The 23,958-nt window shown below is 49.4% G+C and carries 24 protein-coding genes; 1 reads left to right on the top strand and 23 read right to left on the bottom strand.

What is annotated here, in order from left to right; translation table 11 throughout:
* Positions 1-103 precede the first annotated feature (103 nt).
* The 23 genes from ACKQTC_RS07965 to ACKQTC_RS08075 form a co-directional block, all read right to left on the bottom strand.
* The gene (locus ACKQTC_RS07965) at positions 104-787 is read right to left on the bottom strand and encodes a uracil-DNA glycosylase (protein WP_408977917.1); all 684 of its coding nucleotides are present in this window, start codon (positions 785-787) and stop codon (positions 104-106) included.
* The gene (locus ACKQTC_RS07970; RefSeq protein ID WP_408977918.1) at positions 784-1,452 is read right to left on the bottom strand and encodes an ABC transporter permease; all 669 of its coding nucleotides are present in this window, start codon (positions 1,450-1,452) and stop codon (positions 784-786) included. The genes ACKQTC_RS07965 and ACKQTC_RS07970 overlap by 4 nt, the downstream gene beginning before the upstream one ends.
* A complete protein-coding gene (locus ACKQTC_RS07975; RefSeq protein ID WP_408977919.1) occupies positions 1,452-2,390 on the bottom strand; it encodes an osmoprotectant ABC transporter substrate-binding protein in 939 nt (312 codons plus the stop codon). Before ACKQTC_RS07975 ends, ACKQTC_RS07970 begins: the two co-directional genes overlap by 1 nt.
* A complete protein-coding gene (locus ACKQTC_RS07980; protein ID WP_408977920.1) occupies positions 2,387-3,037 on the bottom strand; it encodes an ABC transporter permease in 651 nt (216 codons plus the stop codon). Before ACKQTC_RS07980 ends, ACKQTC_RS07975 begins: the two co-directional genes overlap by 4 nt.
* Before the next feature lie 3 nt (positions 3,038-3,040).
* Complete coding sequence (locus tag ACKQTC_RS07985) at positions 3,041-4,228, bottom strand: ABC transporter ATP-binding protein (RefSeq protein ID WP_408977921.1); 1,188 nt, start codon at positions 4,226-4,228, stop codon at positions 3,041-3,043.
* A 194-nt stretch (positions 4,229-4,422) separates the two neighbouring features.
* Entirely contained in the window at positions 4,423-5,862 is a 1,440-nt protein-coding gene (locus ACKQTC_RS07990; RefSeq protein WP_408977922.1) for an NADH-quinone oxidoreductase subunit N, read from the bottom strand.
* Entirely contained in the window at positions 5,862-7,391 is a 1,530-nt protein-coding gene (locus ACKQTC_RS07995; RefSeq protein WP_408977923.1) for a complex I subunit 4 family protein, read from the bottom strand. Before ACKQTC_RS07995 ends, ACKQTC_RS07990 begins: the two co-directional genes overlap by 1 nt.
* Entirely contained in the window at positions 7,392-9,290 is a 1,899-nt protein-coding gene (gene nuoL, locus ACKQTC_RS08000; RefSeq protein WP_408977924.1) for an NADH-quinone oxidoreductase subunit L, read from the bottom strand.
* Between the two features lie 18 nt (positions 9,291-9,308).
* Complete coding sequence (gene nuoK, locus ACKQTC_RS08005) at positions 9,309-9,617, bottom strand: NADH-quinone oxidoreductase subunit NuoK (RefSeq protein ID WP_408977925.1); 309 nt, start codon at positions 9,615-9,617, stop codon at positions 9,309-9,311.
* The gene (locus ACKQTC_RS08010) at positions 9,614-10,123 is read right to left on the bottom strand and encodes an NADH-quinone oxidoreductase subunit J family protein (protein ID WP_408977926.1); all 510 of its coding nucleotides are present in this window, start codon (positions 10,121-10,123) and stop codon (positions 9,614-9,616) included. Before ACKQTC_RS08010 ends, nuoK begins: the two co-directional genes overlap by 4 nt.
* Positions 10,120-10,746, bottom strand: coding sequence for a NuoI/complex I 23 kDa subunit family protein (locus tag ACKQTC_RS08015; RefSeq protein WP_408977927.1), 627 nt, complete (start codon positions 10,744-10,746; stop codon positions 10,120-10,122). Before ACKQTC_RS08015 ends, ACKQTC_RS08010 begins: the two co-directional genes overlap by 4 nt.
* 13 nt (positions 10,747-10,759) lie before the next feature.
* The gene (nuoH, locus tag ACKQTC_RS08020; RefSeq protein ID WP_408977928.1) at positions 10,760-11,800 is read right to left on the bottom strand and encodes an NADH-quinone oxidoreductase subunit NuoH; all 1,041 of its coding nucleotides are present in this window, start codon (positions 11,798-11,800) and stop codon (positions 10,760-10,762) included.
* A gap of 11 nt (positions 11,801-11,811) precedes the next feature.
* Positions 11,812-13,017 (bottom strand): NADH-quinone oxidoreductase subunit D, encoded by a 1,206-nt coding sequence (locus ACKQTC_RS08025; RefSeq protein ID WP_408977929.1) that lies wholly within the window; start codon positions 13,015-13,017, stop codon positions 11,812-11,814.
* A 15-nt stretch (positions 13,018-13,032) separates the two neighbouring features.
* On the bottom strand, positions 13,033-13,455 hold the full coding sequence (locus ACKQTC_RS08030) for an NADH-quinone oxidoreductase subunit C (protein ID WP_408977930.1): 423 nt from the start codon (positions 13,453-13,455) through the stop codon (positions 13,033-13,035).
* Positions 13,456-14,016 carry an NADH-quinone oxidoreductase subunit B gene (locus ACKQTC_RS08035; RefSeq protein WP_408977931.1) on the bottom strand — a complete coding sequence of 187 codons (561 nt, stop codon included), beginning with the start codon at positions 14,014-14,016 and terminating at the stop codon, positions 13,456-13,458.
* On the bottom strand, positions 14,007-14,366 hold the full coding sequence (locus ACKQTC_RS08040) for an NADH-quinone oxidoreductase subunit A (RefSeq protein WP_408977932.1): 360 nt from the start codon (positions 14,364-14,366) through the stop codon (positions 14,007-14,009). The genes ACKQTC_RS08035 and ACKQTC_RS08040 overlap by 10 nt, the downstream gene beginning before the upstream one ends.
* Before the next feature lie 252 nt (positions 14,367-14,618).
* Positions 14,619-15,212, bottom strand: coding sequence for a DUF4125 family protein (locus ACKQTC_RS08045; RefSeq protein WP_408977933.1), 594 nt, complete (start codon positions 15,210-15,212; stop codon positions 14,619-14,621).
* 9 nt (positions 15,213-15,221) lie between these two features.
* Positions 15,222-16,163: a DUF4037 domain-containing protein gene (locus ACKQTC_RS08050; RefSeq protein ID WP_408977934.1), complete on the bottom strand. Its 942-nt coding sequence runs from the start codon at positions 16,161-16,163 to the stop codon at positions 15,222-15,224.
* On the bottom strand, positions 16,160-16,981 hold the full coding sequence (locus tag ACKQTC_RS08055) for a tetratricopeptide repeat protein (protein ID WP_408977935.1): 822 nt from the start codon (positions 16,979-16,981) through the stop codon (positions 16,160-16,162). Before ACKQTC_RS08055 ends, ACKQTC_RS08050 begins: the two co-directional genes overlap by 4 nt.
* Before the next feature lie 305 nt (positions 16,982-17,286).
* Positions 17,287-17,565, bottom strand: coding sequence for a hypothetical protein (locus tag ACKQTC_RS08060; protein WP_408977936.1), 279 nt, complete (start codon positions 17,563-17,565; stop codon positions 17,287-17,289).
* Complete coding sequence (locus tag ACKQTC_RS08065; protein WP_408977937.1) at positions 17,562-18,686, bottom strand: hypothetical protein; 1,125 nt, start codon at positions 18,684-18,686, stop codon at positions 17,562-17,564. The genes ACKQTC_RS08060 and ACKQTC_RS08065 overlap by 4 nt, the downstream gene beginning before the upstream one ends.
* A gap of 131 nt (positions 18,687-18,817) precedes the next feature.
* The gene (locus tag ACKQTC_RS08070; protein WP_408977938.1) at positions 18,818-20,518 is read right to left on the bottom strand and encodes a BCCT family transporter; all 1,701 of its coding nucleotides are present in this window, start codon (positions 20,516-20,518) and stop codon (positions 18,818-18,820) included.
* A gap of 235 nt (positions 20,519-20,753) precedes the next feature.
* Positions 20,754-21,674, bottom strand: a complete 921-nt coding sequence (locus ACKQTC_RS08075) for a LysR family transcriptional regulator (protein WP_408977939.1) — start codon at positions 21,672-21,674, stop codon at positions 20,754-20,756.
* A 184-nt stretch (positions 21,675-21,858) separates the two neighbouring features.
* Between ACKQTC_RS08075 and ACKQTC_RS08080 the strand changes: the two genes are divergently transcribed.
* Positions 21,859-23,916, top strand: coding sequence for an alkaline phosphatase family protein (locus tag ACKQTC_RS08080; protein ID WP_408977940.1), 2,058 nt, complete (start codon positions 21,859-21,861; stop codon positions 23,914-23,916).
* Positions 23,917-23,958: the final 42 nt, after the last annotated feature.

Genomic DNA, 23,958 nt, shown 5'->3' on the forward strand with positions numbered 1-23,958 from the left:
ATCTTTAATCCTATGATAAACGCTTTCAGGAGCCTGTGCAAGGCAGGCCGGACAAGAAAAAAACGCACGCCGGTCGGGCGTGCGTTTACTTTTTACAAAAGGGCTAATCTTCCTCTACATGGGTCATGCACCAGGCAATGGGCCGGAGCCCATCCCCTTCCAGGTAGGCATTGGCCCGGGAAAAGGGCCGGGAGCCAAAAAAGCCGCGATGGGCTGACAGAGGGCTGGGGTGGGGGCTCTTGATGATATGGTGCCGGTGCCCAATGAGGGGAATCTTACTCTGGGCGTGGGCCCCCCAGAGGATAAAGACCATGGGCCTTTCCCGGGCTGCCAAGGCCTTGATGATGGCATCGGTTAATTCTTCCCAGCCCTGGCCGGCATGGCTCTTGGGCCGGCCATCGGCCACGGTCAGGGTGGTGTTCAAGAGTAAGACGCCCTGACGGGCCCAGCCCAGGAGGTAGCCATCGGTCGGGATGGGGCAGCCCAGGTCTGCCTGTAATTCCTTGAAGATATTTTGCAGGGAAGGCGGCACCCGGACCCCCTCCTGGACCGAAAAGGCCAAGCCATGGGCCTGGCCGGCTCCATGATAGGGGTCCTGGCCCAGGATCACCACCCGGACCTCATGGTAGGGGGTTTCATGGAGGGCCGTATAGATGGCATTCATGGGCGGGAAAACCCGCTCGGTCCGATAGGCCTGTTTGAGGAAGGCCCTGAGCTTTTGATAGTAGGGCTTGTCAAACTCGTCAGCCAGGATTTCCTGCCAATCGTTATGGAGAAAGGGCTTCATGCGCTTTTGCTGACCTTCTTATGCCGGGCCAGGGGGTCTAACCGTCTTTCCAGGACGCCCAGGCCCAGGTCGGCGACAATGGCCATGACGGCACAGGGCACCGCCCCGGCCAGGATAATGGCCCCCCCATCGGCAACGTTAATCCCCCGGCTGATGATATCCCCCAGGCCGCCGGCGCCGATAAAGGTACCAATGGCTGTAATCCCAATGGCCAAGACCAGGGCATTCCGGACGCCCCCCATAATGACCGACAGGGACAGGGGCAGTTCCACCTTGAGCCGGACCTGCCAGGGGTTCATCCCCATCCCCTTGGCGGTGTCAATGAGGCCGGCGTCAATATTGCGGACCCCGGTATAGGTGTTTTTCAAAATCGGCAGGATAGAGTACAAAAATACCGTCACCACAACGGTGGTTGGCCCCAGGCCAAAGCCCAGCATCAGGATGGAAAGCATGGCCAGAGAGGGGACGGTTTGGATAACATTGGCAATGGAAATGAGCCAACTGGCCATCTTAGCCCGTCGGGCAATGGCAAAGCCTGCCGGGATAGAAATCAGGGCGGCAAAGAAGACCCCGTACAGGGAAATCAGGAAGTGGCGCAGGAACTGGAGCCACAGGTAGCTGCTATTGGCATTGTAGTAGGCCAGTAAATCTTGTAAGGCGCCCATTACTTATCCCCCTTTCCCCGGTCTTCAAAGTAGTTGTTTTCTTCCAGGTATTCTTTAGCGACAATGGCCGGCTCGACATGGTCTTCGTCAGACCGCCGGTTTAATTTTTGCATGGTTTCAGAACTGATGACCCCGTGCATTCTCTTCAAGACCCCATCCAGCTCAGGATACCTTTCCAGAACATCATGGGTGGCCACCGGGCTGGCATCATAGGGCGGGAAAAGATGACGGTCATCTTCCAAAAGGACCAGGTCAAAGGCATTGATCCGGCCATCGGTCGAATAACCTAAAACGCAGTCCACTTCGCCGGCATGGACCGCACTGTAAACCAGGCCTAATTCCATGGAGTGCATATTATTAAAGGCAAAGCCGTAAATATCCTGAAAGGCTTCATAACCGTCCCCTTCCCGGCGGAGCCAGTGGGTGTCGACCCCTACCTTGAGGGTATCTTTTAACCGTTCCAGGTCGCTGACCTTGGAGAGGTTCTCTCTTTCAGCCAGTTCGCGGGTAACCATAAAGGCATAGGTATTTGCAAAGCCGAAGGAATTATACCACTTGCAGTCAAACTGCTGGTCATAGCCGTCAACAACGGCCTTGAAGGCCTTTTCCGGGTCCGTAATCGGAGGCATGTTGAGCTCCCCGGTGAGGGAGGTGCCGGTGTACATGCAGCCGGCCACGTTGGCATCCCCATGGACCAGGGATTGGTTGACCAGGGTCGCTGACCCCAGGTTATTGATGACGGATACATCCACATCCGGCAGGTAGTGGCGGATCATTTCAGCGGTCATTTCACTCATGATCTGCCGTTCAGCAAAGCTGCCGCTGGCCACCACAATCCCGGACCGGGTCGAACTCCCCAGACCGGGCAGGGCACAACCGGCCGTCAGTAAAAAGGTCAGGGCCAGTAAAGCGGCCGTTAATTTTTTTAGCTGTCTCAAGAGGTTGCCTCCTTTCTGCCACGGCTGCTGGTCCGCGGGGTCACCGCTTTTTCCAAGAGGCCCAGCAGGAAGTCGGCCAGGAGGGCCAGGAGGGTTACCGGGATAGTCCCCAAGATGATCATATTCTTGTTATAAACATTCAGACCGGTGAAGATAAAGTCCCCCAGGCCCCCGGCACCAATGTAGGAAGCCAGGGCTGCCCAGGCAATGACATAGATGCCGGACAGGCGGACGCCGGACATGATGACCGGCGCTGCCAGAGGCAGCCGGACCCGGACCATCCGCTGGTGACGGGTGAGCCCCATCCCCCGGGCCGCATCAATGATGTTCGGCGGGACGCTGTTCAAGCCCAGGTAAGTATTCCGCAGGATGGGCAGGAGCGAATAGATAAACAAGGCTACGATGGCCGGCAAGCGACCAACGCCAAAGAGGGGTATCATCAGGGCCAGGAGGGCCAGGGACGGGATGGTCTGTAGGATTGAAGCAAAGCCAATAATCGGTCCGGAAAAGCGGCGATACTGGGTCAGAAACATTCCCAGGGGAATGGCAACCGCTGCGCCCAGGCCCAGGGCAATGATGGAAATAAAAAAGTGCTCACCGGTTTTCTGGAGTAAAAGGCTGGCGTTATCGACTAGAAAAGCCCACATACGCTACGCCTCCTCGCCGGAATCGTCATCGGCAGAGGTCATTTGAACAATGTCTTTCCCGATACAGCAGTCTTCGTCATCGCCCCACATGCTGTCGTAAATGAGGTCAACGACAATGGCCCGGGTGATAATCCCGACCAACCGGTCTTGGCCATCAACCACGGCCAGGTTTTTAAAGCCCAGGGTGTTGATGACATAAATGGCCTCCCGGACCACTTCCGTATCCGGTAGGTAGTAGCAGTCTTTCATATAATCACGCACAGTCCCTTGCAGCTGGCGCACGTGTTCCACGTCAAAGATATCCAGGTAGCCAATGAGGACGCCCTTGTCATCGGTTACAAAAAGGGAGTCAACCCGCTTTTCCCGCATGAGGAGAACTGCATCGCGGAGGCTGGCCTCCGGGTTAATGGAAATGGGCTTGGTATACATGATTTCCCGGACCGTGGCGGTATTAAACCGGGCCTGGCGGAGCCGGTCTTCCCCGATGAGGTCGGTCACGAAATCATTGGCCGGGTTGGCCAGGATTTCATTGGGCGTGCCCTTTTGGACCACTTCGCCATGGTCCATAATGACAATCTGGTCAGCCAGGGTCAGGGCCTCGTCCATATCATGGGTGACGAAAACCACGGTCTTACCCATTTCCTGCTGGAGTCGTTTGACCAGGTTCTGCAGGGCATCCCGGGTAATCGGGTCCAGGGCGCCGAAGGGTTCATCCATGAGGATAATCTCCTGGTCTGCGGCCAGGGCCCGGATGACCCCTACCCGCTGCTGTTGGCCGCCGGAGAGTTCATTGGGGTACAAGTCCAGGTAGCTTTCCGGTAAGTTGACCCGTTTCATAAGGCGCAGGGCCACTTCCCGCATTTTTTCTTCCGGCCACTTTAAGAGCTTAGGCACCATAATAATATTTTCATAAATGGTCATATGGGGCATCAAGCCGATTTGCTGGATGACATAGCCAATTTGCCGACGCAGAGCCACCTCATTGATTTCCTTAGTGGACTTACCGTTGATGAGAACAGCCCCTTCGGAGGGGTCGATCATCCGGTTAATCATCCGCAGGCAGGTGGTCTTCCCACTACCGCTCGTGCCGATAAAGACGTTAAAAGAACCATCTTCCAGGGTCAGGTTAACATCCTTAACGGCAACAGAATTGCCCGGATAGACTTTCTTAACGTTCTTGAACTCTATCATACACATGCTCCTCTCTACGATATTAACTGTTCTTTATTTTTTAAAGTCATATTTATAATAACATAAAAAAGGACCCCTGCCAATAATACCCTTCAGTAATTACTCATAAATAAAGAAAATCCGCCTCTTAAGCCAAAAAAGGACCGGTTCTCTAAGAGAACCGGTCCTTTTCTTTAGCCTAGTACAGTATTCAATTACATAATTAACGAGCTGGCATCGGTCATGGTGAGGGTCATAGCAGGACCAAAGAAGAGGCCCAGGACGACACTCATCACCACGCAAACCACCAGGGCAATGAAAATCCCATTGCTCATGGAGACATGCTGGAGATTGGCCCCGTCAGCCGGCTTGGTCACATACATGGCCTTGACGACCAGGAAGTAGTAGTAAACACTGATCATGCTCATCAGCAGGGCAATGAGGGCAACCAGGAGGTATTCGGCCTGGATGGTGGCGGTAAAGAGTAAGAACTTACCGATGAACCCACCCATAGGCGGCAGGCCCCCTAGGGAAACCAGGAAGACGAACATAGCGGCCGCCAGGAAGGGGGACCGACTGCTCATGCCTACATAATCATCCCGCCAGGTGGTACTCTCCTTCTCTTCCCAGGCACTGACGACAATAAAGGCGCCGGTGTTGGCGAAGACATAGGCCGTAATGTAGTACATCATGGCCATGGTACCGAAGTGGCTGGCGGCCAGGATCCCCAAGAGCAGGTAGCCGACTTGGGCGATGGATGAATAGGCCAGCATCCGTTTCACGTCTTTCTGGGCAATGGCCACCAGGTTCCCGAAAATGACCGACAGGAGGGCAAAGGCCACAAGGACCGGGGCCCACATGGCCTGGTAGTCCGGGAATAAGATGAGGAGCATCCGGGCCAGTAAGGCCAGGGCTGCAGCCTTAGAGCCGACAGCCAGGAAACCGGCGACCGGCGTGGGTGCTGCCTGGTAGATATCCGGGGCCCACATGTGGAAGGGGACGGCACTGACTTTGAAGGCAAAGCCGGCCATGATCATCACAATCCCCATGACCAGGAAGGCGGACAGACGGCTTTCCTGACCGCCGCCGACAGCCATATCTGCAAAGACAGTGGTCCCGAAGTAGCCGTAGACCACGCTCATCCCGTAGAGCATGACCGCTGAAGACATGGCTGAAAGGATTAGATACTTCATGCCCCCTTCAGTGGCCAGGTTGTCGTGACGGACAAAGGCGATGAGGACGATAAAGCTCATGGTCATCACTTCAAGGCCTAGGTACATGGTAATTAAGTCCCCTGCAGCCGCAAAAACCATCATGCCCAAGAGGCAGAAGTTCAGCAGGGCGAAGAATTCAGCCTTCCGGTAGCCCAGCTTGTCTACATAGCTGATGGCAGCCAATTGGACTAGGATGGCAGAAATGAGGATAATCACGCGGAAGTAGTTGGCGCAGGTATCGATGTAGAGCATCCGCCCCCAGGTCAGGACCCCTTCCGCCGGGTTGAGGACCATGACGGCAATGGTGGCGGCGAGCCAGACCACAGACAGGCCCCCGTACACCTTGGCCTGGTTACACCCGGTAACCAGCTTCACCACGATCATAACAATCGCTAGGACGACGACGGAAAGTTCCGGGAAAATATTCGCTAAAAGTCCCATTAGAAGATCCCTCCCATCGTTGATTGAGATAGTTTCACAAGCATGGGGGCCACACCGGATTGAACCATATCAGTGATGTGATAAGGCCAGATCCCGAAGGCCAGCAGGCCGGCCAGGAGGACCACCGGGGCCACCAGGTAAATGCCATGAATATCCTTCATGTGATCCCACTGGGGATCGCGCGGACCCATGAACATCCGGCGAACCGCCCGTAAGCAGTAGGTGGCCGTAATGACAATCCCACTGATGGCGATAATGGATAGGACCCTGTAGCTGAGGAAACCGAAGATGACCTTTTCAGAGGTAAAGGACCCCATAAAGATCAGGAACTCAGCGACAAAGTTGAACATCCCGGGTAGACCCAGGCAGGCCAGGGAGACCATGGAGAAGGCCACTGCCATTTTCGGCATCTGCTTGGCCAGGCCTTGGAAGCGGGTCAGGTCGCGGGTGCCGGCCTGGTGGTAAATATAGCCGATCAAGGCAAAGTAGCAGCTGGTCATCAGACCGTGGGCCACCATTTGGCTCACAGCCCCGGACAGGGACATGGCATTTAAGGTGGCTACCCCCAGGAGGATATAGCCCATATGGCTCACGCAGGCATACCCGACGAGAAGCTTCAAGTCATGTTGTACCAGGGCGATGCAGGCCCCATAGACAATGTTGACCATACACAGGAGGGCGATGACCGGGGCCCAGAAGTGGGCGCCATCCGGGAAACAGGATACCGCCAGGCGAATCAGCCCGTAGCCCCCCAGCTTAACGATAACCCCGGCGTGCAGCATGGAAACCGCTGTCGGCGCTGCAGCGTAGCCCAAGGGGCTCCAGGTGTGGAAGGGGAACATTTTAACCAGGAAGCCCAGACCCAGGGCCATCAGGCCATAGACAAAGATTTGAATGTTGGCCGGATAGTTGACATCAAAGAGGGCCTGCATATCCAGGGTATAGAAGCCCAGGGCCTCCGGTTGGGCCGCATAGAGGTACATGGTGATAATCCCAATCAGGACAAAGACCGACCCGATTAAGAGGTAGAGAACCAGCTTCATAGCGGCATATTCTTTCCGCTTGGACCCCCAAATCCCAATAAGGGGATACATGGGGACCAAGGCGAATTCGAAGAAAATGTAGAAGAAGAGGAGGTTTTGGGTTAAGAAGACCCCATAAACCCCGGTGACCAGGATCATTAAGAAGATATAAAATTCCTTGACCCGGTCATCCATATCAAAAGAGATACAGGTACCGGCAAAGATAATCATACTGGTCAGTAATACCAGGGGCATGGAAATACCGTCCACAGCCATAATGTAGTTGATACCCAGGTCCGGTACCACAGCGATTTTTTCTATAAACTGGAAACCGCCGGCCGCTACATCGTAGCTAATAAAGCAGTATAAGCTGAGGATGAGGTTCAAGCCCATCATAACAATAGGAACCGTTTTCAGTGCGCGCAAGTTATGTTGCGGAATGAAGAAAACAATGAGCGCCGTCAAAATCGGCATGAAACAAATGGCTGATAAAATCGGGAAGCCCATTTATATCCCTCCCAACATCGGAATAGCTTTCCACAGAACCAGGATGATCACAGCTGCAAACATGACCAAGGCATAGGTCTGTAGATTCCCGGTTTCTGTGCGACGCAGTCTGGACCCGCCCCACTTGGTGACAGTGGCTAAGAAATCCAGGAAGCCGTCGATGATGACTTCATCGAAGAACTTACAGAATTTAGAGAAGCCCAGGACGAGTTTATGGAAAACCCAGCCGTAGAATTCGTCTACATAGTACCGGTTGTAGAGGATGGTATAAATGCCGCTGAACCGATGGGCAATCGCTTCTGCGGAAATGGCCTTCTTATAGTAAATCAGGTAGGCCAGGAAAATCCCGCCCAGGGCCATGATGGTCGATACGCAAATAACGAACCAGTTGGCTTCCGGATGGTGGGCCTGTCCGTAGAAGATATAAGAAGCAAAACCGTTTTGAATAAAGGGGGCCCCGACAAAGCCACCAAAGATGGCAAAGACAGCCAGGACAATAAGCGGCGTGGTCATGGTTGCCGGGCATTCATGTAAATGCCGGCTCTTATCCGTCTTATTCTCACCGAAGAAGGTCCGGAAGACCAGGCGGAACATATAGAAGGAGGTCATAAAGGCGACCACTTCGGCGATGACAAAGGTGAAATAATGGCCATTGGTAAAGGCAGTGGCGATGATTTCGTCCTTAGACCAGAAACCCGCAAAAGGAACAATCCCACACAGGGCCAGGGTCCCGATTAAGAAGGTCCAGGTGGTTTTCGGCATATGCTTGCGCAGGCCGCCCATCTGGGACATATCGTTGGAGCCTACCACATGGATGATGCAGCCGGCGCCTAAGAAGAGCAGGGCCTTGAAGAAGGCGTGGGTGCCCAGGTGGAACATGGCCGCCGTCATGGAGCCTAAGCCGACAGCCATAACCATGTAGCCCAGCTGGCTCAAGGTTGAAAAGGCCAGGACCCGTTTGATGTCGTTATTGACCAGGGCCATGGAGGCGGCAAAGATTGAGGTAAAGGCACCGATGACCAGGACAACTGTCATCGCCGCTTCAGAGGCTTGGAAGAGGACGAATTGCCGGCTTAAGAGGTATACCCCCGCAGCAACCATGGTGGCGGCGTGAATCAGGGCAGAGACCGGTGTCGGCCCTTCCATGGCGTCCGGTAACCAAACGTGGAAGGGGAACTGGGCACTCTTACCGATGGGCCCAACAAAGACCAGAATCCCGGCAATGGCAATAAAGAGGGTCCCCTCTGCCGTCGGAATTTTTTCCGCCAGCTCGGTAAAGTTAAAGGTCCCGAACTGGGCAAAGAGCAGAAAGAAACCAACCATGAAGCCGAAGTCGGCAATCCGGTTAAAAAGAAAGGCCTTTTGGCTGGCAGCTGCTGCACTGAAGGTTTGATAGTAAAAACCAATGAGCAGGTAGGAGCAAAGACCTACCAGTTCCCAGCCGATAAAAATCATAAAGTAGTTGTTGGCTAAAACCAGGATCAACATGGAAGCCACGAAAACCGACAGGTAGGTGAAGAAGCGCGGGGTACCCGGGTCTCCTTCCATGTAACCGATGGAATAAATAGATACCAGGAGGGAAATCACCGTTACCACAAAGAGCATCATAGCTGTCAGGGGGTCCATCAGGACGCCCAAGTCAATGGTCAGCCCGGGGATTTTAATCCAGGTGAGGCCATATTCAATAGGGGCCAGCATGGTGGCTGCCTTTTGAACATAGACTTCATAGGCAATCCCGGTCGCAATGACGGCGTCTACGGCAAAAGACCCGATGACCAGACCCAGGGTTAACGGTTTATTCTTCTGGGTGAAGAGACCGGTCACGGCAAAGACAACGAGGGGAATAATCGGCAGTAGCCAAGCTAGGTTGATCCAAAACCATGTATCATTCATAGTCATTCTATTCTCCTCCTCCCCTTACCATTTCAACCAGTCGATGTCGCTGAGGTCAGACCGGCCGCGTTCGCGGTAGTTTTTCATAACAATGGCCAGGCCCACTGCCACCTCTGCAGCCGCCACAACCATGATGAGTAAAACAAAAACGTAGCCGACCGCCACTTCCGGGTTCAGGAACCGGTTAAAGGCGACCAGGTTGATATTGACTGCATTGAGCATGAGCTCAACCCCCATCAAAACCCCAATGGGGTTCCGTCTGGAGAGGGCAATAAAGAGCCCTATGCAGAAAAGCAATAATGCCAGAAAAAGATAATGTGTTAAGCCGATCATTTAGCATCATCCCCCTTTTCTGTAATCATCAGGGCTCCAATCATAGCCACCAAGAGCAAGACAGCGGCTAGTTCGGTTGCCAGGATGTGTACCCCGAAAAGGCTGATACCAATACGGTAGATTGAGGGCACCGCAATGGTCCCTGCCGGCAGGGCAGGCAGGATGCGGATGCACATGCTCACCACAAAGCAGAGGGCTGCTGCAACCACCCCGCCCCCAACTGCTGTTTTAGCAAAGGGGTTGGTCAGGGTCCGAATGCCATAAGACTTGGTCAGCATAATCCCGAAAATAATCAGGATGGTAATGGCCCCCACATAAACCAGAAGCTGGGCCACAGCCAGGAATTTTTCATGCATGCTGGCATAAATGCCGGCGACTGAAGCGAAGGTCACCAGCATGAGCAGGGCCGTCCGGAATAAATTCCGAGACACAGCCATGCCTAGGGCGCTGGCCACCAGGATAACCGCAAAAAAGTAGAACAATGCGGGAGAAATGGTTGATGTCATGCTTCTCCCTCCTTCTCTGGGGCGGCAGCCGGTTTTTCACTGCTTGTCTGGTTTGCCGGCGCCGGGTCTGCCGGCTTAGCCGGATCAGCGGCCGCCTTAGCCGGTGCAGCCTTGGGCTTGGGCTTAGGGGCATTGGGGTCCGGGGCCGGTTTCTCGGCCTTGGGCCGGTCAACGGTGTAAGCAGCCGGGTGGGCGTCAAAGTAGTCCTTTTGCACCCGTTCAAATTCAACATTCATATCATGGGGAAGGGCTTCTAAGAAATCGTAGTCGGTGCCTTCCCGGTGATAAACGGAAATTTCAAAGTTTCTTGCATTCAGCAAGGCCTGGGTCGGGCATGCTTCAATGCACAGACCACAGTATAAACAGTAGGAGATATCCATATCGTACTTGGTGACCTTGTTTTTATTGTTTTCGTCTTTCTCCGTTTCAATATGGATGACCTGGTTCGGGCAAGCCCGTTCGCAGAGCTTGCAGGCAATACATTTATCATAGTCATAGGCAAAAAAGCCATGACTGGCCGGGGGTAAATTCGGCCTTTCTTCAGGGTACTGCTCAGTGAATTTAGGCGAAAAGAAGTGCCGAATCGTCACCGCCAGTCCCTTTAATAGTCCTGTACCGTACAAAAGAAGCACCTCCTTACGCTAATGACTGTACAATTTTAAGGGCAATACCGGTAATGGCCATATTGGCAATGGCCAGGGGGATAAGGACCTTCCAGTTGAGTTTCATCAGGTGGTCAATCCGAATCCGCGGGTAGGTCCAGCGGATCCACATGTTAATGAAGACAAAGACATAGGTCTTGATGATGATCCAGATCCAACCGGGTAAAATGGGACCATGCCAACCACCCAGGAAGAGGACGGCAGAAAGCCAGCACATGGCCAGGAGGGCCACATATTCGCCCAGGTACATGAAGGCAAAGCGCATGCCGGAATACTCGGTTTGGTAGCCGGCAACCAATTCCTGTTCCCCTTCCGGTAAGTCAAAGGGGTTCCGGTTCATTTCCGCCGTAGAAGCGACGAGGAAAATCAGGAAGGCCAGCGGCTGCCGCCAAATAAACCAACCATGGTCGATTTGGTTTTGAACAATTTCGTTCAAGTTCATGCTGCCGCAAATCATCACAATACCGATAACTGAGAAAATGAGAGGGATTTCATAAGAAATCATCTGCAGGGTGGCCCGCATCCCACCCATGAGGGTGTACTTGTTATTGGCAGCCCAGCCACTGGTGAGCAGGATAAAGGTGGTTAAACCACTGACAGCAAAGTAGAAAAGCAGACCCACTTCACTGTCTACCACCGTCATCCCGGCGCCAAAGGGCAGGACCATAAAACAGAGCATGGTCGGGATAAAAACCACCAGGGGCACTAAGTTGTAGAGGAGCTTGTCTACATTCTTAGGGGTATAGGTGTTTTTACTGACGAGCTTGAGGATGTCCATAAAGAGCTGGAAGATACCCGCCGGACCGACCCGGTTCGGACCAAGCCGTTCCTGGTAAAAGCCGGAAAACTTTCTTTCCAGGTAAACCAGCACGATAACGTTACAAAGTAAAAAGACCAGAATAACCACTGCAGCCAAAATGCGAACAATCCAGTCCCCAAGCATGGGGGACCCGCCTAAATTCACAATCCAGCCGGAGATGGCACTGCCGATATTGATAAATAAGTTATTAAGCATCCTGCCACCTCCTAACGGTCCACTTCACCCAGCACGATGTCAATGCTGGCCAGGGTGCTGATATAGTCTTGCAAGAGCATGCCGTCTACAATGGCCGGAATCGCAAAGAGGCTCATGACACTGGGCCCGTGAATCCGGATCCGGGAGGGCTTCATGCCGCCATCGGAAACAATGTAGTAACCAAGCCAGCCCTTGGACCCTTCAATCTGGGCATAGACCTCACCCTTGGGCACCTTAATCATCTTAGGCACCTTGGCCATGGTCGGCCCTTCCTTGGGCATTTGGTCCAGGGCCTGACGAATAATCTTGCAACTTTCTTCCATTTCATAGAAACGGACCATGTAGCGGTCAAAAGAATCCCCGTTTTCCCGGGTGATGACCTTAAAGTCAAAGCGGTCATAGACGCTGTAAGGCCGGTCTTTACGCAGGTCAGCCGGTTTGCCGGCGGCCCGTAAGTTGGCCCCGCCAACGGAATACTTCATGCAGGTATCCACATCAATGATCCCCACATTCTTCGCCCGGGCCTGGAAGATTTCATTGCCGTGAACCACATTGGCAAAGTCATCCATGGCCGCCGGAAAGCCGTCCAGCCAGCGGGTAATCATACCTTCCATGCCTTCAGGTAGGGGCGTCGGGGCGCCGCCAATCCGGAGGGCGTGGTTGTTCATCCGGCTGCCGGAGTAGGCCTCTAAAATATCCAGGATCTTTTCACGTTCGCGGAACATATACATCCAGGCGGTGTAGCCGTTTAAGTCCAGGGCAAAGGAGGCCAGGTAAACCAAGTGGTTGGCCACCCGCTGCAATTCCCCTAAGATGACCCGGACATACTCGCCCCGCTCCGGAATGGTTAAGTTCATGAGTTTTTCTACCCCCATGAGGTAGCCCCATTCGTTCAAAATAGGGGACAGGTAGTCTAACCGGTCCGTATAGGGGGTAAACTGGGCCCAGGTTTTTTGCTCGGCGATTTTTTCAATACCCCGGTGTAGGTAGCCGATGACATTATCCACCGCTAAAACATGTTCCCCATCCATATGCATATGGGCCCGGAAGACCCCGTGGGTTGAGGGGTGCTGGGGGCCTAGGTTAAACACGAAGGGTTCTGACGGATGGTGGGTTTGGGATACATCCCGCAGGGCATTTTGCTGGGCGCGTAAGGCCTCCACCTGGTCCGCTTCTGTCAGCTGGGCCCGGTCGTGCATCGATAGATTTTCTTTCATCTCCTCATGCCTCCTTTAATCACGTGTATTGGAGACGTAGTCTTTGCGTAAGGGATGACCTTCAAAGTCCGGCGCACAGAGGACCCGTCTTAAGTCGGGATGGTTATCATAAATCACGCCGAAAAGGTCATACACCTCTCTCTCCAGCTCATTCGCTGAAGGGTAAACCTCACTTAAGGTTGGGAGGTGGAGGTCTTCTTTCGACATGGGAACGGTAATGCGAAAAATAATATAATCATTTAAGTTCATGAAATGGTATATCCCGCATAAGTCATCTTCCCGCTCTAAAGCCGTAATATCCACTAAAAATAAGGGCGCTAAGGAGCTCTTTAAGGCCTTGGCCGTCTCCACCAAGTCTTCCCGGGCACAAAGATAAGTCGGGTTAGGACCCGGATCTTCGACCGGCTGAAGGGTCTTGAATTGCTGGTCTAGATTCACTTACCTCTCCTCCTTCGCTACTTCCGGATGGACAACCCGTTCCCGTAATTTGAGGCAGGCTTCAATCAAGGCTTCCGGACGCGGCGGGCAGCCGGGCAAGTAAACATCTACCGGAATCATCCAGTCGCAGCCATTGGCCACAGCATAGCTACCGGCAAAGGGGCCACCGGAAATGGCACAGTTGCCCATGGCAATCACATACTTGGGCTCGGGCATTTGTTCATACACCCGTTTAACCACCGGGGCCAAGCGTTTGGTCATCGTCCCGGCCACAATCATTAAGTCGGCATGGCGGGGCGAAGGACGGAAAACTTCATAGCCAAAGCGGGCCAAGTCAAAGCGGGCACCACCGCAGGCCATCATTTCGATTGCACAGCAAGCGAGCCCCATGGTTACCGGCCAAAAGGACCGGGCACGCCCCTGGTCCAGAACCGAATCCAAGGTGGTTAAAATCACTGACCGGTCCATTTCAGCCCGGGTTGCTTCATCCAGGTGATTAATACTCGGCGACGGTTCAACCCGTGTTGAGTCCGACCAGCCATCAGATGTTTTTAACTCCATTCCAGGGCACCTTCTTTCCATTCATACCAAAGTCCTAAGCAAATGATCAACAAAAATACCACTGCCCCAACTAAGGGCAAGACCCCAATATCCTTGAAAATCAAGGCAATCGGGAAAAAGAAGAGGGCTTCAATGTCGAAGAGCAGGAAAATCAGGGCATACAAAAAATGGCTGACCCTAAACTGTACCCATCCTGTGCCTTCCGTATCGACGCCGCATTCAAAGGCCTCATACTGCCCGGCCGGCTTATAATAATGCGGGCTCAGGAGCAGGCTGACACCAATCCCAGCTGCACATAAAAAAACAGCTAGCCCCAAAAACAAGAGCGCGGTCCATAATTCTACGTTCACCAGTGACTCCTCCATTCTTTTAGTACAAGCTTGTACCTTTTATTACTATTTATTATGCAACGATTTCACCAAAAACTCAATTAAAACCGCAAGCTTTCATGATTATTTATTACAAAAGTCGGACAATTTTATAAAATAGGTAAAATTTGTTACTTTTTCCAAACACTTCCCTACTCTGCTATGAACCAGCCCGACGTCTCTTCGCCTCTGTTTTAACACAGACTGCCTATACCTATAAGAATAGCAAGTTTTCTAGACTTCTCCTGTGTCCTTTCCTCTATAAGCATCTACGGTATAGGCAACAATCGCCTCTACAGGATTTCGCCCTGCCGCCTGCCAAGCCTTGATATCTGCAAGGGCCAAGCTAAGAGTTACCATAGACCAGGTCGCCAGCTCACCCATGAGATAGTCTAGACCGGAAACTTCACCAGCTCCACTTACTGCTACCCGCCCCCGCACTTGCTGCGCCATTGCGTTCTCAGAAAAAGCACTCTGAGCATCGGCAAATAACTGCCGCAGAGCCTGGAGCGTAGTTGCTTTTTCTGCGGACAAGGTTGGACATTCTAAGGCTAGCTCCCTAGCAAAATAGTCTGGGTCGGATTGTTCCATCATCCGGGCATATTTTTCTGTCATCGGGTTACGCCCGGCCTCAGCTGCATCTAACAAATCATTCATAAGAGCGTCCAGGGTCTTTTCAGAAAATATCTGGTGTTGGGCCCGCCGCATAATAGCAAAGGTCTGCGGGTTTTCCTGGCATAGGGCCCGCCCGTTCAGTCCTTGGACTTGGGTAAAAAATGACCACTCCAGGTCAATTAATGCCTGAATTAAGGCGTCTTTTGTTGGCATGCTCCTCCTCTATTCTATATCAAACAATAAGGGTAGTTTTTTCAAGGCTGGGTCTGACACACTGGCGGCCAGGTCCTCAGCTAGGGGAATGAGAAAAGTATCCCTTTGGGCTAATTCGTAGCGGTCTGCTACGGCCTGTCCGATATCTTGACAAATGGCCTCAACCATAAGAAGGGTATCTGACCCCTCCGCCCGGCTAGGCCCCTGCCTTACAATAGTTGATAGGGCTTGGTAAACCTTATGAAGCCGGGGTAAGTCTCGGGCCGCACGAAACCGCCACTTGTAAAAGGGCATGTAGCGGTCATTTAAAAGGAAGAGGGCAGCCAAGGCATGGTTGACAAATTCAGCCAAGGCCAGGTAGGCACTGCCCATATCTTGACGGCGCAAGGCCCGAGGATAGTTGTATTGGCCACTCTGGGCCATCTGAGCTAGGCGGCTAGCGCATTTTTTCCTACGTACGTCATCCGGATACTGGTACATGAGCAGCTCACGCCGAGCCGTAAATAAACCGGCAGGATCCATCCAGACCTCTCCATTCGTTGCTGTGGCTAGCGCCCCTTGAGGGATTTTAAACCAGTCTAGAGTCGTTAATGGCTCCTCAATACCGCCTAAGGCTCGCCGGTAAAAAGAGTTCGCTGACATGACCCCTCGACGATGAGCCGCTTCCGGGCCAGCTGGCTTCCGCATATAACCCCGAAAGCTATCCGGTAAGGCCGCATAGGCCTGGGCAAGGGCAGGGCCTGCCTGCCCAAAAGCTTCTTCCGTTAGCCATAAGCAGATATCCGGGCCAAAGTCATGGTCCCGGGACAAGTCATCGTCATAGCCAAAACACTCAGATCCTTCCCCTACTAAGCCGGCAGCAATCACCGGCACAAGCTGTGGGAAATCTTTTTCCAGCATGGGCCTGACCACTTCTTCATAATAGCCTTTAGCTAAGTCTAGTCCCTTCATTTTCCTTCGCCGGCTTTCTCGGCTATTTGTTGTTGAAAGGCTTCTAAGTCTTTGTAGGCCGGGTGGTTGGAGCCAAAGTCGCGGGCGAGGGCTTCCAGGGCCTTTTGGGTATAGGCCTGGGCCTGGGAATAGTCCCCTAGCTGGTCATAGACTTGGGCCAGGGCATGGAAGGCCTGGCCTTGGTGGATATCCCTTCCCTGGGGAAGGGCTGCATACCGGGCCAGGGCTTGCTCCAGCTGGGTCTTGGCCTCAGCCAGGTTACCGGTTAAAAGGTCCAGCTGACCGATATTAAGGAGACTAGTGCCCACTTCAGCGGCGGCTTCAGGGACCTGCTCAATAATGGCCAGGGCCTGGACCAGGAGTTGACGGGCTTGGGCATACCGGCCCTGCTGGCGGGCCGCCACACTCTGGTTATTATAGAGGGCGGCCATGGGATAGGCCTCTGCATAGCCCAAATCCCGGTATAATTGCTCGGCCTGGTCAAAGTAGCGGTCGGCCGAAACGTAGTCCTCTTGGGCCAGGTAAACATCCCCGGTATTAAGGAGGGCCGTGGCGTAATGGACGCTATCCTGGAGGCCGGCGTCAATCATCATGGATAAAATCTGCTCATAAAGATAGCGGGCCTCATCGTACTTGCCCTGGGCCCGCCAAATGCCCCCTAATTCATTGTTGACAGCGATAATCCCGGCATGGTCGCCGCTTTCCTTGGCCAGGTTAGCCTGCTGGACAAGGAAGTCCTCTATCGCTGCAGCATCGCCGGTTTGAAACAGGCGGTCCAGTTCCAGGTAAAACTGGTCCTGATTAAAAGTGGCTAACACCTCTCCACCTCCCTTTTATTTTTAGGCATATATAAATACCTTTTTAGTCTGCACCTATTATAGCTGAACCCCTTAGGGAAATACAAGCATGCCCCGCTTTCCGGCCGGTTAAAGTGCGGTTTTCCAACCTCATAAAAATAGCTTGCCACCTATAGCAGCAAGCTATTTGTCAAAAAAATTCATTTCCTGTACAAGAGTAAGCGAAATACACACCAACCCAACAATGACATCAATCTAATCAAAGCATCTTTCAGAGCCTCTGTATTGTGAAACAAAAATGCATTTTATACCTCTAGCTGAATGAATCAATAGGAATTACAACCTATATAAGAAGTAATTGTATGGCGCTGATTCGGTGTTGCCCGATAATATATTTGTAATTTGCCAGCTTCATCTAACTCATAGCGAACCTCTTCTAATAAGTTATTATTTCGTGCTGTCATAAGTGTTTCTATAATTGATGATCGACAAAAGCTGCGATAATTGCTGTAGTCTGGCGATAGTTTTCTCATGACATCATCTGCGGTACCTTCGTCAAAGTGAACAAAATAATTAATAATGGCATAATTTAATGGTAACTTCATCTATGATCACCCTTTAAGTTGATGCGATGGCAATGTCGAATAAACTTTAAGGGATTATCGGCAATAATGAAAATCCCTAATGCCATAATAATAGCGGCTACCCAAGCAATTGGCGGCAACGCCCATCCTTCTAAACCAGCAAATACGCCAAGAATAATCCAGCAAAAGAAGGGGCCCCAAAAAGAAAACATGCCATTACAGGCCATTCCTAAAGCAGTTCCACACATTGAGTTACCTTTATACCAGAGCCCATACGCAAATAGTGCAAAGAAGCCGCTAATTATGAAGAAAAATATAGCGCTACTCGTTAAGGCTTTACCAAATAATTGAAAGCCTAGCGTCAAGGGTTCATTGCCAATGAAGGCAAAAATAGGCAACAAGACACATAGATTACCTAGCCCGGAGGTACATTGACGGATAGTAATACCTATTTCATAATCAATTAAGGTGCTGCTATAGCCAGCAACGCAACCTTCTAAACCCCATCCAAAAGCAGCAATAAGCGCTATCATGATACCCAAAAGTCTTCCTTCTGGAGCGTCTTGGCCAACCGCAGTAGTACTAATAATAAATCCTGCAAAAACACAGATAAATATCCCTAAGAGCATTCTACTATTCAATTTCTGTTTAAAAAGAATTCTTGCTAAAACTGCCCCTATCGCGGGACAAAGAGCAGATATAGGAACAGCAATAGAGCCGGCTAATTGAATGCCAATAACATAGGCGGCAGAAGAAATCGGCCCACCAATAGCTGCAGCTAACATCATTATTCTCCCAGGTTTTGTCCTTAAGCAACGTATAAAGTCACCCAGCTTTCCTTTCAATCCAGCATGACCCAGAGCCCACAAAGCACTCATAGAATCATTCACAGCACTCCCTAAGGCACCTAGCATATAAGTAACTACAAAGGCAGAGAGAAATACGGAATTATTGCCGTACCAATAAGCCCATACACCTTTCGTCATACCTAATGTCATAAAAGCAGTGTAAAGTCCATAACACATCCCTGATAAGACTGCTATGAGTACACCTTTTTTGAAAAAAGTTGCATCTAACTGCTTTTTAAGCATTTCTGCTGATAGACTATCCACATAAGAATTAGATAATGATCTTATAGACATACGCAGCCACCTTTCAATTGAATCTTCAAATTGAAGTGATCTATTTTCGCTGACTCACTTCAATACTCTTTTATCAAGTCCTATTAAGTAAAAGCCACCTCAAAACTGAGGCGGTTTTTACTTGCGAAGCGTTATTTTGTAATAGCACCTCTGCTATGAACTTGAGAAGAAACTGCGTTATCAGTTTGTTGATTAGCATCTTGTTCTTCAAAAGAAAGATTCGCCACCCTTGCAATACCAACACCTTTTTCATCATAATGAACGATTTTCTTTAATTGAGCTGCTTTCGGTAATTGGAAATCTGTTTTAAACCATTTTAACAGGGATACGGCGATAATAGCTTCAATAAAGACCACCGGGAAGCTGGTCATAATTGAAGACAGTTGCACAATTCTTTGTCCGCCAACGAGCAAAAGGCCGAAAACACAAAGGACCAAAGTAACCGCCATAAGTATCCGGGTCCATTTCGGCGGTTCTTGGCCATCATCAATCCGGTCGCAGCACATTTGGGCCATGGTAAAGGCTACTGAGTCTACAGCCGTCACCTGGCTAATAAGCATAACAATCACTAAAAGAGGCACGACAATTTTAGCCAAGGGCATCTGATTTAAGACATAGGTAATCGTCGCAACACCACCCTGCGACTCCAGCATAGCCGGCAAATCAATATTTTTATTCATAATTAAATTAATGGTATGCCCACCAAAAGTCATATAATAGATAGAACAACCTAAAGTCGTAGTAAGGAGCATATTAAGCACTAAAGTACGAATTTTACGGCCTTTAGAAATCCGTGCGACAAAAAGGCCCATGTACATAGCCCAAGCATACCACCAAGCCCAATAGAAAACCGTCCAACTTTGTGGAAACCCACTTTTTGTAATTGGATCTGTATAAAGGCTCATACGAATAAAGTTCTGGAAGAGAACCCCTAAAGAGTCTGCATACTGAGATAGTAAAAAACTCGTTGGTCCAAGGATAAATAATACAAGGAGCATTAAAATAATGCCATACATATTTAAATCACTAATTTTAGATAATCCTGAGTAGAGACCACGATAACAACTATATCCGAACATACATCCAAAGGCTGCGACAAAAACCAAATCTGTTGCTAAAGTACGCGGAATCCCTAAATAAGATGTGCCTAAATCACAAATCATCGGTAAAAAAGTAGCCAAGGTTGTCCCTACGCCGCCAACCATCCCAATAATAACGATAGCATCAATAACTCGGCCAATGATTCCGTCTGTAGCTTTCTTCCCTAAAACGTCTCGACAAGCATAGCTAGGGTACAGATATGGTTGTCGACGTACGTAGGTCATATAAGCAAAACCAACAGCCGGGATTACAAACGTTGCCCAGGAGCTAATCCCCCAGTGAAAAATACCATACGCTTCACCAAACTGAGCAGCCTCTGCACTCATTGGCTCTAAACCAAAGGGTGGCGCAGCAATGTAGTTAATCGGTTCTAAAACGCCCCAGTAGAGTAAACCGGCTCCGGAACCACCGCAGAAAAGCAATGCAAACCATTGAAAAGTCGTAAATTCCGGCTCTGCTTCTGGACCACCTAATTTAATGTCACCATATTTGCTGAAAATAAGGAAAATTGAAAATATAATGCAAGCAACTACTGCAATTTGCCAAAACCAGTCCGTTGAAAAAGTTAATAAATTATATAAATCATCTGCCAATCCTTGTAGATCTTCTTGAAAAACCATCATTGGACCATAGAAACAAGCGACAATAATCAATGAAAAGGCAATGACAAATTTATTAACTTTTGCAACGCCCCTTTGCGGAATCCTCTCCGTATCATTTTTCCTACTCATAATATCCTCCTAATATCCTCCAAATCCTCAATCGTCAAGTAAATACTCTGAATGATTTATCACCAACCCTCTTTATAATTTGATAATCTTTCTCTGATGCCTCTCATTAGTTTAAATTATATATAAGTAGTCAATAATACGTAAGATTCATTAGGTAATATGGGGTATTGAAAAAAACGATACAAGAAAAAAGCACTGCTCTGAATGGTTTAACACCTTCGGAACAGTGCTATTTTTATTCAATACACGGCCAAAGTTCTGAATCACAATTAATTGTGCGATTCAATATCTCAAGGAATATTTTACTAACCCGATCAATTTTATACTTAGTACTCGTTACAGCTCCAACCTCAAAGACCAATTCGGCATCTGAAATAGTCAACCCGCGTAACAATCCACTAGTATAATAAAAATCATCACGACTCATAAACCTAGGGAAAAAAGCGACATAATTATCTTGAGCAATCATGCGCTTTAAACATTCGTTCTCATCTGTCCGTAATACAATATTCGGTCTCCTTTTACCTAGGATTTCCGTTAGACCACCGTTATTACGTTTAAATTCCTCTCCATAAGCAATATAGGGTTGTGCTAAAGCCTCTTCTAGAGTAATAGATTTTGCGTCCCAATAAGGAGAAAAGGGCCCAACATATAGAATATACTCATCCCGAAAAAGTGGCTGATACTCGATACCGGCAGTATCCTCTAACCCCGAATAATGAATAACTAGCCCTAGTCCGGATTCTCCTGAGGCCACTTGATGCACCGCTAATGTACTTTCACCAGTTGTAATCGATAGAAGAACGTCTAAATTAAGCTCTTTTAATCTAAGTATAGTTTGTGGAATAATGCGGTCCGAAATACAGGGAATTCCAACAATACGAACCGTACCACGTTGTTCTGCAAGCTCTACCGCTTCTTGAATATCCTCCAAGCTATCAAAAATTCGATGCGTTTGTTCAAGAACAATTTCACCAATTTCTGTAGGCGTTACACCACGACTGGAACGACGCAAAAGTGTTGTTCCTAGTTCTCTTTCTAACTTATTAATTGAACTACTCAATGTCGGTTGGGAAATGTAGTTTTTTTCTGCAGCAATAGAAATTGATTGGTATTTAACCGCTTCTGAAAAATAATAAAGCTGATCAAGTTTCATCTTTTATATGCCTCCATTATGCTGATTCTATTCTGCCATAAAGTACATTTCCTATCAAACTTTGTTGATGTAAAGAAAAGTAAATATCCCATATCAATAATTCGGAATTCCTAACCACAAATTACTTTATTACAATAATAATATAATTTAATATCTTAATTTTAATATAAAAGGAGTGGGAGATGTGAAACGCGAAGCATTTACACAGAAATTAATGGTACTGGGGATTGATGGGATGGACCCGCGTATCGGTAAACGGCTTATGGATGAAGGCCGTATGCCCAATATGAAAAAATTCGTTGACGCAGGCTCAGCAAGAGAAGATTTAGTTCTTTTAGGGGCAATTCCAACGATTACCCCACCCTGCTGGACGACTTTAGCAACCGGTGCTTACCCAGGTACGCATGGCATTACTTGTTATTGGAGACAATCCCCTGATAGCTTGGATGCAGTTGTTTATAATATGGATAGTCGCAACTGTGAGGCAGAACAAATGTGGAATGTCTCTACTGAAGCCGGAAAAAAGACACTCGTATGGCATTGGCCGGGAAGTTCTTGGCCACCAAGCAGTTCTAGTGAATTATTATCTGTTGTTGATGGAACCCAGCCTGGTTCTGTAAATATGGGCGTAGCACAAATGGATTGGGAAAAAATCATCGTAGCCACCCCTTCTATAGAAGCTGTTCAATATGCCCCGCGGGTCGAAAAACCAGCTGGCGTGGGCTGTATCATGACAGATATAGACGACATGGTTGTTGGAGATAACGACGATGAAATGATGGAACTCTGGTGGGGAGACGAAGCCCGCAAGGGTGGGGAAATCCGAACCTATGTTGATAGTCTCGAAGATACTGAAATGATGATTGGTGCAAAGGTAGCTTATGATATAGTCAATTCACCTCTAAAGGCTGCTAATACAGACAAATGGACCTCTGAATTAGCACAAGATGCGTTAGAATTTACAGTCCTCACTTCCGGCGGACTTATTCGCCGTCCAGCCTTACTCTTAAAAAATGACAAGGGTGAATACGACCAAGTAGCCATTTTCAAAAATAAAAAGTCTAAAGAACCTATCGTCATTATACGCAATGATGATAAAATTGTCAGCGCAGTCGACGATGTCACAAAAGGAGAGGACACGAAACCTTGCTATCGGTCGTATAAGATTTTAGAGTGTGCTCCCGACGGAAGTAAGTTACGAGTCTGGATTAGTAACGCCTTAGATATTTCTAATGATATGCTTTGGCATCCTGTAGATATTCATAATACTATTTGCCAAAATGTTGGCTATGTGCCACCTGTAAGTCTTATCGGCGGCGAAGACAGTGAACTCGTAGAAAAAGTTTTTGAACCGTCTTGGCGGGTTTATAATCAGTGGCAGGCAGATTGCATTAATTACCTGATTGAACATGAGCATTTCGAGGTTGTATTCAGCCATTTGCACAATATTGACTGCGCTGGACACCAGTTATGGCATTTAGCAAAAACCCTATCGCCCTGGGCTCATACCGATGAAAAAGTCAATCAAGGTTTTATTGAAAAGTTCTATGAACAGACTGATGAATATTTTGGGCAATTCCTACACCTACTAGATGAAGATTGGACCATCCTCATCGTCAGTGACCACGGCTTAATCGTTGGCGAGGAAGTTCCTCCCCTCATCGGTGAATATGGCGGATTAAATATCCCCGTTATGGAAGAGCTTGGTTATACCGTCATGAAAAAAGATGCAAATGGTAACCGTACGCAAGAGGTCGATTGGGAAAAAACAAGAGCCGTACAAATTCGTTCTAATTATGTCTATATTAATCTTAAAGGGAGAGACAAGACAGGCATTGTCGCCCCTGAAGATAAGTATACTTTGGAAGAGCAAATTATTAATGACCTTTATAATTATCGGGACCCTGCAACCGGTAGACGCGTTATTGGTATTTGTCTGCGGAACAAGGATGGGGTGCTATTAGGCGTCAATGGACCAGAATGCGGGGATATCTTCTTCTCAATTGAAGAAGGTTTTAACCGTTTGCATGGGGATTCCCTCTCAACATCACAAGGATATTTTGGCACATCAGTTTCACCACTCTTTATTGCCGCCGGGCCAGGCATCAAAAAAGGCTACACCACCGACCGAACAATTCGACAAGTCGATGTAACACCCACTATTGCTGCTTTATTGGGTACCCGATTCCCCAGTGAGTGTGAAGGTGCGCCAGTCTATCAAATTCTAGACGATACCTTCTAATAGGATTATTATAATAAAGTATAAAAATAGAGTAGGTAGCTA

The sequence above is a fragment of the Peptococcus simiae genome (assembly GCF_046097595.1).
GTDB classification, from domain to species: Bacteria; Bacillota; Peptococcia; order Peptococcales; family Peptococcaceae; genus Peptococcus; species Peptococcus simiae.

Coding starts and splice junctions, on each gene's coding strand:
- ACKQTC_RS07965 (WP_408977917.1), bottom strand. CDS start 787: ATGAAGCCCTTTCTCCATAACGATTGGCAGGAAATCCTGGCTGACGAG.
- ACKQTC_RS07970 (WP_408977918.1), bottom strand. CDS start 1,452: ATGGGCGCCTTACAAGATTTACTGGCCTACTACAATGCCAATAGCAGC.
- ACKQTC_RS07980 (WP_408977920.1), bottom strand. CDS start 3,037: ATGTGGGCTTTTCTAGTCGATAACGCCAGCCTTTTACTCCAGAAAACC.
- ACKQTC_RS07985 (WP_408977921.1), bottom strand. CDS start 4,228: ATGATAGAGTTCAAGAACGTTAAGAAAGTCTATCCGGGCAATTCTGTT.
- ACKQTC_RS07990 (WP_408977922.1), bottom strand. CDS start 5,862: ATGGGACTTTTAGCGAATATTTTCCCGGAACTTTCCGTCGTCGTCCTA.
- ACKQTC_RS07995 (WP_408977923.1), bottom strand. CDS start 7,391: ATGGGCTTCCCGATTTTATCAGCCATTTGTTTCATGCCGATTTTGACG.
- nuoL (WP_408977924.1), bottom strand. CDS start 9,290: ATGACTATGAATGATACATGGTTTTGGATCAACCTAGCTTGGCTACTG.
- nuoK (WP_408977925.1), bottom strand. CDS start 9,617: ATGATCGGCTTAACACATTATCTTTTTCTGGCATTATTGCTTTTCTGC.
- ACKQTC_RS08010 (WP_408977926.1), bottom strand. CDS start 10,123: ATGACATCAACCATTTCTCCCGCATTGTTCTACTTTTTTGCGGTTATC.
- nuoH (WP_408977928.1), bottom strand. CDS start 11,800: ATGCTTAATAACTTATTTATCAATATCGGCAGTGCCATCTCCGGCTGG.
- ACKQTC_RS08025 (WP_408977929.1), bottom strand. CDS start 13,017: ATGAAAGAAAATCTATCGATGCACGACCGGGCCCAGCTGACAGAAGCG.
- ACKQTC_RS08035 (WP_408977931.1), bottom strand. CDS start 14,016: ATGGAGTTAAAAACATCTGATGGCTGGTCGGACTCAACACGGGTTGAA.
- ACKQTC_RS08045 (WP_408977933.1), bottom strand. CDS start 15,212: ATGCCAACAAAAGACGCCTTAATTCAGGCATTAATTGACCTGGAGTGG.
- ACKQTC_RS08050 (WP_408977934.1), bottom strand. CDS start 16,163: ATGAAGGGACTAGACTTAGCTAAAGGCTATTATGAAGAAGTGGTCAGG.
- ACKQTC_RS08060 (WP_408977936.1), bottom strand. CDS start 17,565: ATGAAGTTACCATTAAATTATGCCATTATTAATTATTTTGTTCACTTT.
- ACKQTC_RS08065 (WP_408977937.1), bottom strand. CDS start 18,686: ATGTCTATAAGATCATTATCTAATTCTTATGTGGATAGTCTATCAGCA.
- ACKQTC_RS08070 (WP_408977938.1), bottom strand. CDS start 20,518: ATGAGTAGGAAAAATGATACGGAGAGGATTCCGCAAAGGGGCGTTGCA.
- ACKQTC_RS08075 (WP_408977939.1), bottom strand. CDS start 21,674: ATGAAACTTGATCAGCTTTATTATTTTTCAGAAGCGGTTAAATACCAA.